This window comes from Aquibium oceanicum (genome assembly GCF_001889605.1).
Lineage (GTDB): Bacteria > Pseudomonadota > Alphaproteobacteria > Rhizobiales > Rhizobiaceae > Aquibium > Aquibium oceanicum.
Genome location: NZ_CP018171.1, coordinates 4,197,865 through 4,211,384 on the forward strand (window position 1 = coordinate 4,197,865; position 13,520 = coordinate 4,211,384).

At 64.2% G+C, this 13,520-nt stretch carries 14 protein-coding genes and 1 pseudogene; 1 reads left to right on the top strand and 14 read right to left on the bottom strand.

Annotated elements, in window-relative coordinates; translation table 11 throughout:
• Positions 1–15: 15 nt before the first annotated feature.
• The 9 genes from BSQ44_RS20530 to BSQ44_RS20570 form a co-directional block, all read right to left on the bottom strand.
• Positions 16–345: a carboxymuconolactone decarboxylase family protein gene (locus BSQ44_RS20530; protein ID WP_072606955.1), complete on the bottom strand. Its 330-nt coding sequence runs from the start codon at positions 343–345 to the stop codon at positions 16–18.
• Positions 346–357: 12 nt separating this feature from the next.
• Positions 358–1,206 carry a hypothetical protein gene (locus BSQ44_RS20535; RefSeq protein WP_157894650.1) on the bottom strand — a complete coding sequence of 283 codons (849 nt, stop codon included), beginning with the start codon at positions 1,204–1,206 and terminating at the stop codon, positions 358–360.
• A complete protein-coding gene (locus BSQ44_RS20540) occupies positions 1,203–2,915 on the bottom strand; it encodes an AMP-binding protein (protein ID WP_072606957.1) in 1,713 nt (570 codons plus the stop codon). The genes BSQ44_RS20535 and BSQ44_RS20540 overlap by 4 nt, the downstream gene beginning before the upstream one ends.
• Positions 2,916–2,935: 20 nt before the next feature.
• Complete coding sequence (locus BSQ44_RS20545) at positions 2,936–4,222, bottom strand: TRAP transporter large permease (protein ID WP_072606958.1); 1,287 nt, start codon at positions 4,220–4,222, stop codon at positions 2,936–2,938.
• The gene (locus BSQ44_RS20550) at positions 4,219–4,698 is read right to left on the bottom strand and encodes a TRAP transporter small permease (protein ID WP_072606959.1); all 480 of its coding nucleotides are present in this window, start codon (positions 4,696–4,698) and stop codon (positions 4,219–4,221) included. Before BSQ44_RS20550 ends, BSQ44_RS20545 begins: the two co-directional genes overlap by 4 nt.
• Before the next feature lie 49 nt (positions 4,699–4,747).
• Positions 4,748–5,764 (bottom strand): DctP family TRAP transporter solute-binding subunit, encoded by a 1,017-nt coding sequence (locus BSQ44_RS20555; RefSeq protein ID WP_157894651.1) that lies wholly within the window; start codon positions 5,762–5,764, stop codon positions 4,748–4,750.
• Positions 5,765–5,844: 80 nt separating this feature from the next.
• Positions 5,845–6,480 (bottom strand): TetR/AcrR family transcriptional regulator, encoded by a 636-nt coding sequence (locus BSQ44_RS20560; protein WP_072606961.1) that lies wholly within the window; start codon positions 6,478–6,480, stop codon positions 5,845–5,847.
• A 149-nt stretch (positions 6,481–6,629) separates the two neighbouring features.
• Complete coding sequence (locus BSQ44_RS20565; protein ID WP_072606962.1) at positions 6,630–7,046, bottom strand: carboxymuconolactone decarboxylase family protein; 417 nt, start codon at positions 7,044–7,046, stop codon at positions 6,630–6,632.
• 108 nt (positions 7,047–7,154) lie between these two features.
• Complete coding sequence (locus BSQ44_RS20570) at positions 7,155–8,072, bottom strand: LysR family transcriptional regulator (protein ID WP_072606963.1); 918 nt, start codon at positions 8,070–8,072, stop codon at positions 7,155–7,157.
• 188 nt (positions 8,073–8,260) lie between these two features.
• Here BSQ44_RS20570 and BSQ44_RS27570 point away from each other — a divergent pair.
• Positions 8,261–8,494: pseudogene (locus BSQ44_RS27570) on the top strand (integrase); the annotation flags it as partial.
• A 259-nt stretch (positions 8,495–8,753) separates the two neighbouring features.
• Here BSQ44_RS27570 and BSQ44_RS20575 read toward each other — a convergent pair.
• From BSQ44_RS20575 to BSQ44_RS20595, 5 genes are read right to left on the bottom strand one after another with little or no spacing between them, the layout of a single operon-like run.
• Positions 8,754–10,061, bottom strand: coding sequence for a TRAP transporter large permease (locus BSQ44_RS20575; RefSeq protein WP_072606964.1), 1,308 nt, complete (start codon positions 10,059–10,061; stop codon positions 8,754–8,756).
• Positions 10,058–10,570 (bottom strand): TRAP transporter small permease subunit, encoded by a 513-nt coding sequence (locus tag BSQ44_RS20580; RefSeq protein ID WP_072606965.1) that lies wholly within the window; start codon positions 10,568–10,570, stop codon positions 10,058–10,060. Before BSQ44_RS20580 ends, BSQ44_RS20575 begins: the two co-directional genes overlap by 4 nt.
• Before the next feature lie 6 nt (positions 10,571–10,576).
• Positions 10,577–11,596, bottom strand: coding sequence for a TRAP transporter substrate-binding protein DctP (gene dctP, locus BSQ44_RS20585; protein WP_157894652.1), 1,020 nt, complete (start codon positions 11,594–11,596; stop codon positions 10,577–10,579).
• 28 nt (positions 11,597–11,624) lie between these two features.
• A complete protein-coding gene (gene kce, locus BSQ44_RS20590; RefSeq protein WP_072606967.1) occupies positions 11,625–12,554 on the bottom strand; it encodes a 3,5-dioxohexanoate:acetyl-CoA acetone transferase in 930 nt (309 codons plus the stop codon).
• Between the two features lie 25 nt (positions 12,555–12,579).
• Entirely contained in the window at positions 12,580–13,509 is a 930-nt protein-coding gene (locus BSQ44_RS20595) for a 3-hydroxyacyl-CoA dehydrogenase (RefSeq protein ID WP_083534847.1), read from the bottom strand.
• Positions 13,510–13,520: the final 11 nt, after the last annotated feature.

Below are 13,520 nucleotides of genomic sequence, written 5' to 3' on the forward strand. Positions count from 1 at the left end.
TCGGCACGACGCCGGTCACTTCTTCTCGTCCACGGTGAGCTGGTCCCCGAGCGCTTCGATGCCGTCGATGAAGGCGGTGAAGCCGGCGGTGAGCGATGCGAGCGCGAGCGCCTCCACGACCTCCTTGTCGGTGGCGCCGTGGTACATCGCCTCGCTGCCATGCGTACGGGTGGAGGAGCCGTAGCGAATGGCCGCCGAGCAGGCCATCAGGATCAACTCCTTGTACTTGCGCGGGATTTCCGACTCCGTCCCGAGCGCATAGCCGGTGTAGCCGCTGATTCGCGTTTCGAGTTCGGGGTCGATCGTCTTGATGACCTCGCGCCAGTTGTGCTTGCGTTCGTACATTCGAAAACCTCCCTAACCGTTCTTGCCCGACGCGTGCCGAAGCATCAGCCGCGCGGCCTCCGTCGCCGGCTGGTCCTTTTCGATGCCGATCGAGGCCGCCGTTTCGTTGAGAGCCGAGATTCGGCCCTGGAAATAGGTGCTGCGGGCGTCGCCGACGCGCGCCGTGGCGCAGCCGACCGCCGCCGCGGGCATGCCGATCCCGTCTAGTCGCGCCAGTCCGGCGATCCCGGACTGGTCCTTCGACGGTCCAGCATCGTTGGTGATGACGCCGGCCAGCCGGTAGTCCATGTCCTCGACATAATCGGCCATGGCGCGGGCGGCGTGGGAGCCCATGCACAGGACCCCGCCGGCTATGCGGGAATCCGCGTACTTCACGGTATCGAGAGCATAGACGCTTCCCAATTCGTCCGCGTGCACCCTGATCTGCCGTCGAGCAGGCGCCCGGAAGGCGGGGTTGCGGTCGAGCAGCATCTGCGCAGCCTCGCGCACCGGCATGCCTTCGGAAATCCCCATCAACATGGCGGCCTGGTTGGCGCGCGAGACCGTGCCGTTCTCGTACATGTCTCTGCCATCGGAAATGCGGGCGGAGTTGCCGTCCACCGTGGCGCCGGGAATAAGGTAGGCATCGAGAAGTTTGAGGCCGCTCATGCCGCCTTCCCCTAGGCCGACGCCGGCGTCGTGCACGAAGACGCCGCGCGGTCGGCACCAGACCATCAGCTGGGTGGCGCATGGGGCGCCGTGCGAGCCACAGATCAGGACGTCGCTGACGTCATTGCGTTCGTCCACGTGGCCGACCGAATCCATCGCGACGATCCTGCCGCGCGGACCCTCGACCATTACGTGCTGGGGCCAGTCCGTCATTGCTGCGTCTCCGGTTGCAGGACGAGCCCGGCGCCGGCGTCGGCCTCCACGAGGGCGGCGGTGCGGGCGGTCAGGTCCTTCTTCTTCAGTTTTCCGGCCGGCGTCATCGGCAGGTCGCCAGGCTTGTAGAAGAACACCCGGCGCGGCGCCTTCTGCGAGGTCATGGTCCGCCGGCAGAACTCCACGATCTCGCCCGGATCGATCCTGGTGCCCTCCGCGCGGGCGATCCAGGCCGCCGGAACGTTGCCGAGGCGCCGGTCGGCCACCGGGACGATGAAGGCCTCCTTCACGCCCGGCAGCTGCTCGAGCTTGTTCTCGATCTCGGCGGGATAGATGTTGAAGCCGCCGACGGTGAACATGTCGTCCACCCGGCCGGTGATGTAGAGGAACCCCTCCTTGTCGAAGAAGCCGACGTCGCCGGTGCGGAACCAGCCGTCCTCGGTGATGGCCGCCGCCGTCTTGTCGGGCATCCCGTAGTAGCCGCGACCGACGCAGGAGCCGGGATAGAGATCGCCCAGGATGATCTCGCCCTGCGCGCCCGCGGGCATGTCCTCGAACGTGTCGGAGTTCACCACCCGCACCACGGCACTCTTCAGCGGCTTCCCCACGGATTTCAGGCGCTTGTCGCGCGGATGGTGGCGGGTGGAGACTGTCGAGAGGCCCCCGCACTCGCTCAGGCCCCAGGCTTGCATGATGTTTTCGGCGCCGAGGACCTCGAGGATCTCGCGCATGGTGGTATCGGTCAGCGGTGCGCCGGCGACGTGGCCGCCACGCACGGAGGAGAGGTCGCGCTGCGTGACGTCCGGGTGGTCGAGCATCATGCGGAACATGCTCGGCGTGCCGGGGATGTAGGTGACCTTCTGCTCCTCGATCAGCCGCAACGACTGCGCCGCGTCGAACTGCTCGGTGATCACCACCTTGGCGCCGTTGCGGATACCGAGTGCTGCGCCATAGAGGCCGCCGAAATTGGTGAACAGCGGCACGTGGCAGAGGATGACGTCGTCGGGGCCGAGTTCAGCCATCTGCGACCACTGGCCGATGGTGGTGAGGTTCGTGACGTGCATCGACATGCCGCCCTTGGGAAAGCCGGTGGTTCCCGAGGTGTACATGATGTTCATCACGTCGAAGGGCGAGACGGAGTTCTGCCGCTTGAGAAGCTCGTAGTCCGAGACCTCGCTGTCGCCACGGGCGGAGACATCGTCGAAGCTGTGGCGGCCCGGCAGGTCCTCGCCCTCACCGGACAGGATCACCCGCTTCAACGCAGGAAATTTGGCGCTGGCGAAGGCGCCGCGGTCGGCGGTTCGCAATTCGGGGATGGTCTCCTCCGCGATTGCCAGCGCGTCGATCTTGCCGAGGAACCTGTCGGCCATGATCAGCGTCGAAACGTGCGCCTGGTCGAGCGCGTATTCCAGTTCCGACTTGCGGTAGTAGCTGTAGAGCGGCAGGAGCGTCGCACCGACCTTGTAGATGGCGAACTGGCAGACGACCCAGTCGATGCTGTTGGTCATCCAGATCGCAGCCACGTCGTCCTTGCGCACGCCCAGCGCCATCAGCCCCTTGGCGAAGCGGTCCACCGCGGCGCCGAACTCGGCATAGGTCATCGTCCGGTCTTCGAAGACGAACAGCGTCTTCTCGCCGTGGCGCTCGACCTGGCGATCGAGCACATCGGCCCAGGTCGTGAGGGCATCGACGTACCATTGATCTCTCATTGGTCGGTCTCCCAGTCTGGTCATTTCGGCATGGTGGACGGCAACCAAAGCGTGATCGCCGGAAAGAGATAGAGGAGCACGAGGGCAAACATCGACACTGCCACGAAGGGCAGGATCTCGCGGAGAATCTCTTCGACCCGGACGTCCAGCACGCGCGCGGCCACGAAGAGGTTCACCCCGACCGGCGGCGTGAACTGCCCGATCGCCACTGCGACCGCGACGAAGACGCCGAACCATGTCAGGTCGATCCCCTGCGCGCGCACCGCCGGGATCAGGAGCGGCACGAGGATCAGGTAGATCGAGGCGCCGTCGATGAAGAGCCCGGCGATGAGGAGCACGATCGCGGCGAGCAGGAAGACCTGCCATTCGGCACTCACCGACGAGGAGAAATCCGCCACCCAGCGCACCACGGTTCCATCGATCGTGATGACCCAGGAGAAGAGCGAGGCGCAGGCGACAATGAAAAGCACCACGGCAGTGTCGATCATCGTCACGCGGGCGATCTCGGGCAGGTGCCGGAAACCGATCTCGCGGTAGATGAAGATGCCGACCAGCAGACCGTAGACGACAGCGACACCCGCCGCCTCGGTCGGCGTGAATATGCCCAGATAGATCCCGCCGATGATGACCAGCGGCGCCAGGAGGCCGAATACGCTCTGCGCGAACGCGCCCTTCACGGCCGAGAACGAGAAGCGGTCGCGCGGCGGATCATAAGAGCGGCGCACGCAGATGACCCAGGCGCAGATCGCGATCAGCACGCCCATAAGCATACCCGGCAGGATGCCGGCCACGAACATGCGGCCGATCGAGACGCCTGGAACGGCGACCCCATAGAGGATGAAGGCGATGCTCGGCGGTACCACCAGGCCAAGCGCTCCGCCGGCCGAGATGACGGACGCAGCAAAACCCCTCGAGTAGCCACGCTCCCGCATGATCGGCCCAAGCGTCGCGCCGAGCGCGGCGGTGTCCGCCGGTCCGCTCCCCGACAGCCCGCCGAGAAGCACCGAGACGCCGCTGGTCACGATCGCGGTCTTGCCGCGTACCCGGCCGACCAGCGAATCGACCAGACCGAAAAGGCGCCGCATGATGCCGGACCGGTCGAAGACGTTGCCGGCGAGGATGAAGAAGGGAATGGCGAGCAGTTCGATCTTCTGCAGCGACGAGAACAGGATCGAGGCGACGAAGCCCAGGTTTCCCTGGATCAGGAAGCCGACCACCAGCGCCGAGGCGCCGAGCGCGATGGCGACGGGAACGTTGATGGCGATGAAGGCAGCCAGCAGGACGATGAGCAAGACCGTGTCGTTCATTGCCGCCCGCCTGCGAAATGGCCGCGCAGGACGCGCCAGAGCATGAGCGCGGCTCCCGCCGGCATGAAGACGGAGAACAGCCACAGCGGCATGTCGAGCAGCCCCGAGGTCAATCCCAACCGCAGCTGGCCCGCAACGAGAAGGCAGCCGCTGTAGACGACACCGAGTAGGAAGCCCGCGATGACGATGAGCCGCAACAGCTCGCAGGCGCTGCGCAGGCTGGACGGCAGCAGCGGTACGAAGACCGACACGCCGAGATGCGCCTTGGCGCGTTCGGCGGTCGCGATGCCGAGCCAGTAGAAGGCGACGCTTCCCAGGATCATGAGTTCGAAGAGTTCGCCGATGGCGTGATTGAAGACATAGCGTGCGGCGATGCTGATCGTGTTGAGGGCGAGCAGGACCAGCAGCGCGGCTTCGAGCACCCTGTGCTCGAAGACCACTGCGATCGGGACGCGCGGCTGTTGTTGCTCTGCCATGACGATCTCGCGGGAGGTATGGCGCGGCCGGAGCCGCGCCGGTTCCGCCCTAGTTTCCCATCGCCGATTTCAGGAGATCCGCGCCGATGACCGGCTCCCACTCCGCATAGATCGGCGCCATCTTCTCGCGGAAGGCGGCGATCTGTTCGGGTGTCAGCGTGACGACCTCCAGCGACGTCCCGATTTCCTCGAGAAGCTTCGTGTCGGCCGCCGACTGCTCAGCGCGATGCCAGGAGGCGGCATCCTTCGCCGCGATCGTGAAGATCTCCTGCTCCTGAGGGCTCAGGTCGTCCCACAGCGCCTGGTTCGTCAGGATGCCGATCGCGTCCGCCGAATAGTTCCAGATCGTCATGTAGTCCTGGACCTCGTGGAAATTGGACACGTAGATCAGGCTGATCGGATTCTCCTGGCCGTCGACGACACCCTGCTGGAGAGCGCCGTAGAGCTCGCCGAAACTCGTCGGCACGGGATTGACCCCCATGGCCTTGAAGACGTCCTGGTAGAGCTTGAGACCGGGGACACGTAGCGTCAGCCCATCGAGGTCCTCAGGCTTGGTGACGGGGCGCTCGTTGTTAGTGAGCTGGCGGAAGCCGCTGGTCGAGAACCCGCCGAGCGGCTTCACACCCTTTTCCGACAATCCGTCCCAAACCTCTTGTCCAGGACCGTCGATGAGCGCGAACAGCTCCTCTCCGGAGGGTGCGATCCACGGCATCGAGAAGAGGCTGAAGCGCGGATCCACGATGCTCAGGATGATGCTGGAGTGGAAGGTGAAGTCGACGGTGCCGTTCTGCAGCAGCTCGAATTCGGCGACCTGGTTGCCGTTCGAAAGCTGGCCGTCGGGATAGACGGTGATCTCGATCTTGCCGCCGCTCGCCTCCTCGACATTGTCCGCGAAGCGCTGGGCGGCCTGGGTCCACGGAGAGTTAACCCCCACGGACATCGCGAAACGCAAGCTGCGTTCCTCGATCCCGTCCTGCGTCATCGCCGAACCCACGCCGAGCGCGAGAACGCCGGCCGCGACAAGGATCTTCATTGCGGCTGCCGCCGCGTGCAATCGTCCAGTCATCTGTGTTTCCTCCGCTTTCGTGTTTGTCGTTTTCGTCGTGAGCAAACGCCGGTCCCGAGCTCCACAGGGACCGGCGCCGCTCATCTCCCGGTCTCTGGACCGGGAATTCCCAGTCCGGCCAGGATGAAGTCGAAAATCGCCTGCTCCGCCTCCTGCCGATCGCTGTGAAGCGACAGGTCCCACCAGCGCAGGGCGACGATGGCCGGGACGAACGAGAGAAGGTTGGCCGATATGCGCGTGTTGGCGAACCTCAACCGGCCGCCATCGGCCACATAGTCGTCGAGCAATTGCTGGAACTGCCGTATGAAGCGGGCCACCGCCTTCAGGACGAGCTTGCGGTCGGGTTTCTGGAGCGCGTGGACCTCGTTGTAGAGGAGCACCAGCTCGTCGCGGTGTTCGAACATCACCGCCATGATGCCTCTCAGCGCATTGATCAGGCGGTCGTATGGGTCCGCGTGGTCGCGCATGACGCGGTCGACGCTCGCCGAATAAAGCCCCACCAGATGCTCGCAGACCAGATAGAGGATGTCGTCCTTGGAGCGCACGTAGTTGTAGATGTTGCTCTGGGTAACGCCCGCTTCCTCGGCCATGCAGCGCGTTGTCGCGCCATGGAAGCCCTTACGCCGGAACACCGCTATCGCTGCGCGGATAATGCGCTCGCGGGTCTCGCTGACCCGCGTCGTATCCTGAACCTGCGCGTTGATCGCCCTCTGCACCTAAGCTTCTCCACCCTGATCCAGTGATCAGTATGTGCTGATCCAATGATCAGAAACGCTATCTGATCAAGTGATCAGAGTCAAAGCGATGGCGCCTTCCCTGCGTTCGTCGTTGCTGAATGGAGGATGCGGCCCGCGCGAACGGGCAGCTAGAGAAGCCCGCGATGCCCCTCGTAATCCGGGCTTTCGTCGAGGCCGCGCGCCTTGATTACTGCGTTGGCCGAAGCCAGCGCCGTCGCCACGGCCGGAAACCCGACATAGGGCAAGGTCTGGACGATGACTTCCTCGATCTCGGCGAGTGTCAGGCCGTTGTTGAGCGCGATGTTCATGTGAATGCCGAACTCGTTCGGCTGCTTCAGTGCGATCATCACCGCCATCGAGACGAGGCTGCGCTGCTTCCGATCGAGGCCCTCGCGCGTCCAGATCTCGCCGAAGGCCTGGTCGATCGCATAGCCCGCGACATCGGCGCCGAACGTCTTCGATTCGGCCGAGGCGATGAGCCGCTCGGCCATCTCGTCTCCCATCATCTGTCTGATGACGGCGGTTCCGTCTTTCCTGCGTTGCATGTCGTCCTCACCTGTCGGGTTGCTGAGAAGGACAGCCTAGCCCATCCCGCGGATGGCGACGTTCGGATTCGCGGAAGCTTGCCTGCGGCGCGCCTGAACGAACCGCGGTCAGGCATTGCCGGGCGAAGACTGCGCGATCAGGTGGTCGACGAGCTCGCGGGCGAAGGACGGCAGGTCGTCGAGCGACTGTACGCAGATTTTCAACTCACGCACCGCCCAGGGATTGGAAAGCGCCACCACGGCGATGTCGTGGCTTTCCTTCAGCCGGTGCGCGACGGAGCCGGGCAGGATCCCGACGCCGACACCGGCCTCGACCATCCGGCACAACGACCCGAACCCGGCCACTTTGATGCGGATGTCCTGCTCCATTCCCATCTCCGCGGCGATGTTCTCCATGAAGCCGTGGATCGCACTTCCCCTTTGCAGCGAAACGAAGCTGAGTGCCGATGCCTCGGCGAAATCGATCTCCCCCTGCGCCGCGAGCGGATGCCCGCTGGGGACGGCGAGGACGAGGCTGTCCTTCTGGTAGGGGAGAACCTGGAGTTCGTCCGTCCGGATGTTTCCGGCCAGGATGCCGATGTCGGCCGACCCGTCCGCGACCGCGCGCGCGATCTCGGGACTGAGCCGCTCCTCCAGTTCCACGTCGACGTAAGGATGGGATATCAGGTAGGAGCCGAGTGCTCTGGGGAGGATCTCCGTGATCGCGGTGGTGTTCGCAAAGACCCGGATCCGCCCTTTGAGACCACGGGAAAAGGACTGCAGATCGCCGTGCAGCCGTTCCAGGTCTCGAAACACCCGTCGAGCATGCGTCAGCAGCGAGTCCCCCGCCGGCGTGAGAGTGACGCCCTTGCTGCGGCGCATGAACAGCGGAGTGCCCAGAGCCTCTTCCAGATTCTTGATCCGCATGGAAGCCGCGCCGACCGACAGATGCGCCCGCTCGGCTCCCCGCGTCAGATTCCCTGCCTCTGCGATGCTGATGAAGAGGCGAAGGTCCACGAGATCGTAGCGAATGCTGGTCGTCGACATGCTCCTGCCGTTGCGGCCTTCATATTCGCTGGATACATGATTTCCAACACCACCTGGATCGGCGACACCGCCAACCGGATGCCGGTGTTCCGACCCGCAGGCAGCGGAGTCGAGCGCCTACTATCACGATGAAGCTGAACAAGCCGCGACACAAGCGAGCGAAAAAATTCTCGCCCTGACTGGACTCGCCCGCGTTCTATCAAAGTCTATATGATGAGACCGTGACTCATCCGGCACTGCGCCTCTTGATCCTTACTGGTGCTCGCTCCGTGCCGCCGCGCTTTTTCCACGAGGATCAGCTCGACGGCGAATTTTGGACCGCCCCGGCGAGTCGATGAAAGGTCGAAGGGACGCCGCGCCCGACTTCCGCGTCCCAATGAGCAGTGAAGCGTTGCAGTCATGCTCTAGCTCGTCGTCATGCCTGGTGATCGCCGCCTGGGAGCTGACCTTTCCGAGTACTCCGGATCGTCGTGTTCGCGCCATCACATCACCATTTGCTTCACAGAGTATCGATCGTCAGTGTCCCGTGTCAGAGCGCGCCTCGTATGGTTGCAGAGGCAACTGGATCCGAGAAATCTCGTACCGGTATCTCACGGAGCGATATGCGTGCCAGCAGGATCGAATTCGTATCACACCCGGATTTCGCCCATCCAGTTCCGCGCATCGCGCACAACCCGCGGGCTAGTCGAACAGCATGCTCGGCAGCCATGTCGCGATCGGCGGGAACAGCATGACGATGAGCAGGAGCAACACCTTCAGCGCCACGAAGGGAGCGACTGATCGATAGATGTCGGCCATGGACACGTCCGGTGGCGCCACCGCCTTCAGGTAGAACAGCGCAAAGCCGTAGGGCGGCGTTTGTACCGCGATGCTCATGTTGATGATCATGAGGATACCGAACCAGATCGGATCGTAGCCGAGCGCAACCGCGATCGGGGTGTAGAGCGGCGCACACACGATGACGATGATCATCTCGTCGATGATCATGCCCAGCAGGATCATCGAAAGCTGCATCATCAGGATGATGGCGATAGGCGGCAGACCGGAATCGGCAGAGAAGCGGTTGAGCAGGCGCCCCGCGCCCATCAGGAGGTGGAAGTTGGAGAAGACGGCGGCACCGAGCACGATCCATGCCACGACCGATGCGAGCTGGCCCGCTTCGATGCTGGCACTGCGCAGGACACCGAGATTGAATCGTCCATAGAGGACCGCGACGAGCGTCGCGCCGACCGCACCCAATGCACCGGCCTCGGTCGGCGTTGCGAGGCCGCCGAGGATGGTGCCGAGCACGGCGAGGATCAGCAGAAAGGCCACGCCGCCGTCGCGCGCCGCAAGGGCCTTGTCGCGTCGCGTCGGCCGGAATTCGATGGCCGGGCCGGCTCCGGGCTTCAGCCAGCACAGCGTAACCACGTAGATGGCGAAGAACAGCACGAGCAGCAGGGCCGGCAGCAGGGCCGCGGCAAACAGCTTGCCGATCGAGGTGCTCGTAGCCGCACCGAAGATGATCATCGGCACGCTCGGGGGTATCAGGATGCCGAGGCTTCCCGCGGCCATGACCACACCGAGCGCCAGCCGCCGGTCGTAGCCGCGCGCCAGCATCGGCGGCAGGGCGACCGAGCCGGCGGTCATGATGCCGGCACCGATGATGCCGACCATGGCTCCGATCAGGCTGCAGACGCCAATGACGCCCAGCGCGAGCCCGCCGCGCAAACGGCCTGCGAGCACGTAGGCGGCCTGGAACATTGCCTCCCCCAAGCCCGAGCGGACCAGCATCTGCCCCATGAAGAGGAACAGCGGAATCGCCAGCAGGATGAAACTCGTTACCGAGTTGAGTGCCGTGGTCGGGATCACCTTGTAGGCCTGGGGGCCCCAGGAAAAGGTGGCGATCGCCATCGAGACCGCTCCGAGGCCGAAGCTTACCGGGATCCCCAGCGCGAAGACCAGGAGAACGGCACCGAAGAGCACGAGGGTGAGGAGTTCGACGCTCATCGGGAAGCGCCACCATGCATCAGAACGTCCAGCGCCTTGATGACTTGGGACACGAGTTGCAGGAGCAGGAAGGCAGCCCCGAGAGGCGCGGCAGCCAGAAACAAAACGAGCGGGGGCGCCCATTCGGTGGGGCGGCGGCTCCCGGTTTGCCAAGCGTCGAGTGCAGCGTTGCCCACCTGCCAGACCACCAGGCAGAGGAAGAACGCGACGAGCGGCGCTCCGATCAGTTCGAGGATTGCCTGGCCGCGCGGGGACAGTCGATCCCTGAACAGGTCCACCCGGATGTGAGCCCCGCGCTTCATGGCGAATGCGCCGCCAAGAAGTCCGAGCCAGGCGTACAGCATGAGAGCGCTGTCATACGCCCAGATCGTGGGCGCGGCGAAGAGGTAGCGTGCCACAACCTCTAATGCGATCACCAGCACCATCGCAGGCATCAGCCAGCTGAGCGCGCGGCCGGTCCGCTCGCTCAGCTGATCGATGACCGCCGCGATGTTGCGCAGGCGCTCCATGGATCGTCAGGCACCGATCTTGGCCAGGAAGCTTCCCTGCGCCTCGACGAGCCGCTTCGACGCGGGATCTGCAGCGGCATATTCCTGCCAAACCTTCTCGGCGGCCTCCCGCCATTTCTGACGGTCCTCCTCCGACGGCGCCGCCGTGAATTCGGCCCCACCCGCCTTCATCTCCTCGACCGCCTCGCCTACCGTCATGATGGAAAGGCCGACATGTTCCCAGCAATGGTCGACCTGCGCCGTCAGCAGAGCTGCCTGGAGGTCGGCCGGCAGCGTATCCCAAGCCGCCTTGTTGACGATGATGGGGCTGGTCTGGGCGCCCGAGAGAGGCAGCGGGTAGAGGTACTTTGCCTGCTCGTACCATTTGCCGTCACGGTAATCGACGAGGTTGGAACTGGCGCAGCCGTCGATCACGCCGGTGGCGAGGCTGGTGTATACCTCCGCGAAGGCCATGGTGACCGGCGCCACGCCCAGCTCACGCATGTGACTGCCATAGGCACCGGGTGCCCGCAGCTTCATCCCGGCGAGATCGGCGAGAGAATTGATCGGCTTCTTGGTCAGCAGGTACACCCCCGGCTGCATGATGTCGCCGATGTGGACCATGCCCTGGCTGCCATAGGTTTCTTTGAGGATTTCGCCCCAACCTCCCTTGGAGATCATCGTGTAGATCTGGTCGAAGCGCTCGGGGCCGCCTGGCAGGCCGAGTTCCACCACGCCGGCCGGCAGTTCGCCGGCATGAAGCGCCATATAGGGCGAGCCCATCTCGACCAGTCCGCTCTTGACCGCCGAAAAGACTTCGGTGGCGCCGACCCCTTCGCCGTCATAGACGTTTTCAATCACCAGGCGGCCGCCGGTCATAGCCTCGACCTTCTTGGTGAAGGCCTCGTACGCGATCCCGAAGGACACGCCGCGCGGATAGAGGTTTGCCATCCGCCAGCGGAACGTTTCCTGCGCGACGGCCGGCGCTGCCAGTGCGACGGTGCCCGCGCCGGCGGCCGCGGCAGCCAGGAATTCACGACGTTTCATGATCATTTCCCATTCTCCTTTGTTGAAGTCAGAATCCGACCTTGTCGCCGCCTTTCAGGCCCAGAACTTCTCGCGCCTCTGCGGGCGTCGCGATTTCCATTCCGAGTTCCTCGATGATCCGCCGTATCTTCGTCACCTGTTCGGCGTTCGACTTGGCGAGCTTGCCGCGGCCGATGTAGAGTGAGTCCTCGAGACCCACCCGCACATTTCCGCCCATCAGCGCGGTCATCGTCAGGAATCCCATCTGGGCCTTTCCGATGCCGAAGGAGGACAGACGGTAGTCCGACCCGAAAAGCCGGTCCGCCGTCTGCTTGAAGAACATCAGGTTGTCGAGTTCCGCACCCATCCCGCCCGCGATGCCGAATACGCCCTGGATGAAGAAGGGAGGCTCGACCAGGCCGCGGTCGACAAACTGCTTCAGGTTGTAGAGGTGGCCCAGATCGTAGCATTCGAACTCGAACCGGGTGCCGTAAGCCTGGCCGACCTCCACCATGATGCGCTCGATCATGTCGAAGCTGTTGGGATAGATCGTACTCCAGGAGTTCTCGACGTAGGACTTCTCCCAGTCGAACTTCCATTCGGTGAACTTGCGCGCCAGCTGTGCGACGGAGAAGTTCATGGAGCCCATGTTGAGGCTGGTGACCTCCGGCTTCGCGCGATGGGCCGGCGCGAGGCGCTCGTCGAGCGTCATGCCGAGCCCGCCGCCGGTCGTCAGGTTCAGCACGGCATCGGTCGATTGCTTGATGCGCGGCAGGAACTGCATGAACAGGTCCGGATCCTGCCGCGGCCGCCCTGTTTCAGGGTCGCGCGCGTGCAGGTGGATGATCGCGGCGCCCGCCTCCGCCGCCTCGATCGCCGAAGTTGCGATCTCCTGCGGCGTGATAGGAAGGTGCGGGGACATGGTCGGTGTGTGAATTCCGCCCGTGATTGCACAGGTGATGATGACTTTTCCCGACATGGGTTGGATACCCCTCCGCTGATGACTAGAGTTTGTCTTTCAATGACATCAGGCGCATGAGCGCCCTGTCGCGCCAGCGCATCCGCTCGCCCACCTCCGCGCGGGGAGTTTCCTGCCGCCGGCTGTCTTCGATGGTCCGCAAGGCGTCGTCCGGCCATGCTTCCCCCACATGCAGGTCGCGTCCCATCGACTGGTAGAGGTGACCGTAGCGGGTGGCGTAGTCGAGGAAGCCGTTCGGAGCGTTCAGGTCCATGGTCTCGAAGGGTCCCATGAGGGCCCAGCGCAATCCGAGGCTGTGTTTCATCACCGCGTCGAGATCCGCTGGATCGATGACGCCTCTGGCGACGAGCGCCACGGCTTCGTTCACCACCGCCGTCTGCAGGCGATTCATGACGAAGCCTTCGATCTCCTTGCGCACGACCACCGGCACCTGGCCGATCGATGCCAGCAGGCCGCACACCTCCGCTACGAACGCCTCGTCGTGCCAGAGTGATGGCGCCACCTCTACGACCGGCATGAGGTGGGGCGGATTTGCCGGATGGGCGACGATGCAACGGTCGCGGCCTGGGATTTCAGAAAGGAACCGGCTCCCGACGATCGAACTGGAGGAGCTCCCGATCGGCACGCCTGCGGGCGCATAGCGATCGAGAAGCTCGAACACGCCACGTTTTATCTCTGCGTCTTCCGGAACGCTTTCCTGAACGTAGTCCGTATCCTGCAAGGCATCGGGAAGCGTATCGGACACTCGGATGCGCGCGGCCGCCGCGGACGGATCGGCGACCAGTCCGACCGACGCCATGTCGTCGAGCGCCATCTTGACCGAGGACAGGGCCAAGGCCGCAGCGCCCGGCGCATGATCCCAGAGGCTGACGCTCCAGCCTGCCCTGGCAAAAGCCGTTGCCCAACCGCGACCGATCAGACCGGTCCCGATGATCCCTGCACGCATGATCCGCATTCCTTCTGATA

Bases quoted from the DNA above. Each gene is read 5' to 3' on its own strand.
- BSQ44_RS20545 (WP_072606958.1), bottom strand. From the start codon at position 4,222: ATGAACGACACGGTCTTGCTCATCGTCCTGCTGGCTGCCTTCATCGCC.
- BSQ44_RS20540 (WP_072606957.1), bottom strand. From the start codon at position 2,915: ATGAGAGATCAATGGTACGTCGATGCCCTCACGACCTGGGCCGATGTG.
- BSQ44_RS20570 (WP_072606963.1), bottom strand. From the start codon at position 8,072: ATGTCGACGACCAGCATTCGCTACGATCTCGTGGACCTTCGCCTCTTC.
- BSQ44_RS20565 (WP_072606962.1), bottom strand. From the start codon at position 7,046: ATGCAACGCAGGAAAGACGGAACCGCCGTCATCAGACAGATGATGGGA.
- BSQ44_RS20535 (WP_157894650.1), bottom strand. From the start codon at position 1,206: ATGACGGACTGGCCCCAGCACGTAATGGTCGAGGGTCCGCGCGGCAGG.
- BSQ44_RS20595 (WP_083534847.1), bottom strand. From the start codon at position 13,509: ATGCGGATCATGCGTGCAGGGATCATCGGGACCGGTCTGATCGGTCGC.
- BSQ44_RS20530 (WP_072606955.1), bottom strand. From the start codon at position 345: ATGTACGAACGCAAGCACAACTGGCGCGAGGTCATCAAGACGATCGAC.
- BSQ44_RS20580 (WP_072606965.1), bottom strand. From the start codon at position 10,570: ATGGAGCGCCTGCGCAACATCGCGGCGGTCATCGATCAGCTGAGCGAG.
- kce (WP_072606967.1), bottom strand. From the start codon at position 12,554: ATGTCGGGAAAAGTCATCATCACCTGTGCAATCACGGGCGGAATTCAC.
- BSQ44_RS20550 (WP_072606959.1), bottom strand. From the start codon at position 4,698: ATGGCAGAGCAACAACAGCCGCGCGTCCCGATCGCAGTGGTCTTCGAG.
- BSQ44_RS20575 (WP_072606964.1), bottom strand. From the start codon at position 10,061: ATGAGCGTCGAACTCCTCACCCTCGTGCTCTTCGGTGCCGTTCTCCTG.
- BSQ44_RS20555 (WP_157894651.1), bottom strand. From the start codon at position 5,764: ATGACTGGACGATTGCACGCGGCGGCAGCCGCAATGAAGATCCTTGTC.
- dctP (WP_157894652.1), bottom strand. From the start codon at position 11,596: ATGAAACGTCGTGAATTCCTGGCTGCCGCGGCCGCCGGCGCGGGCACC.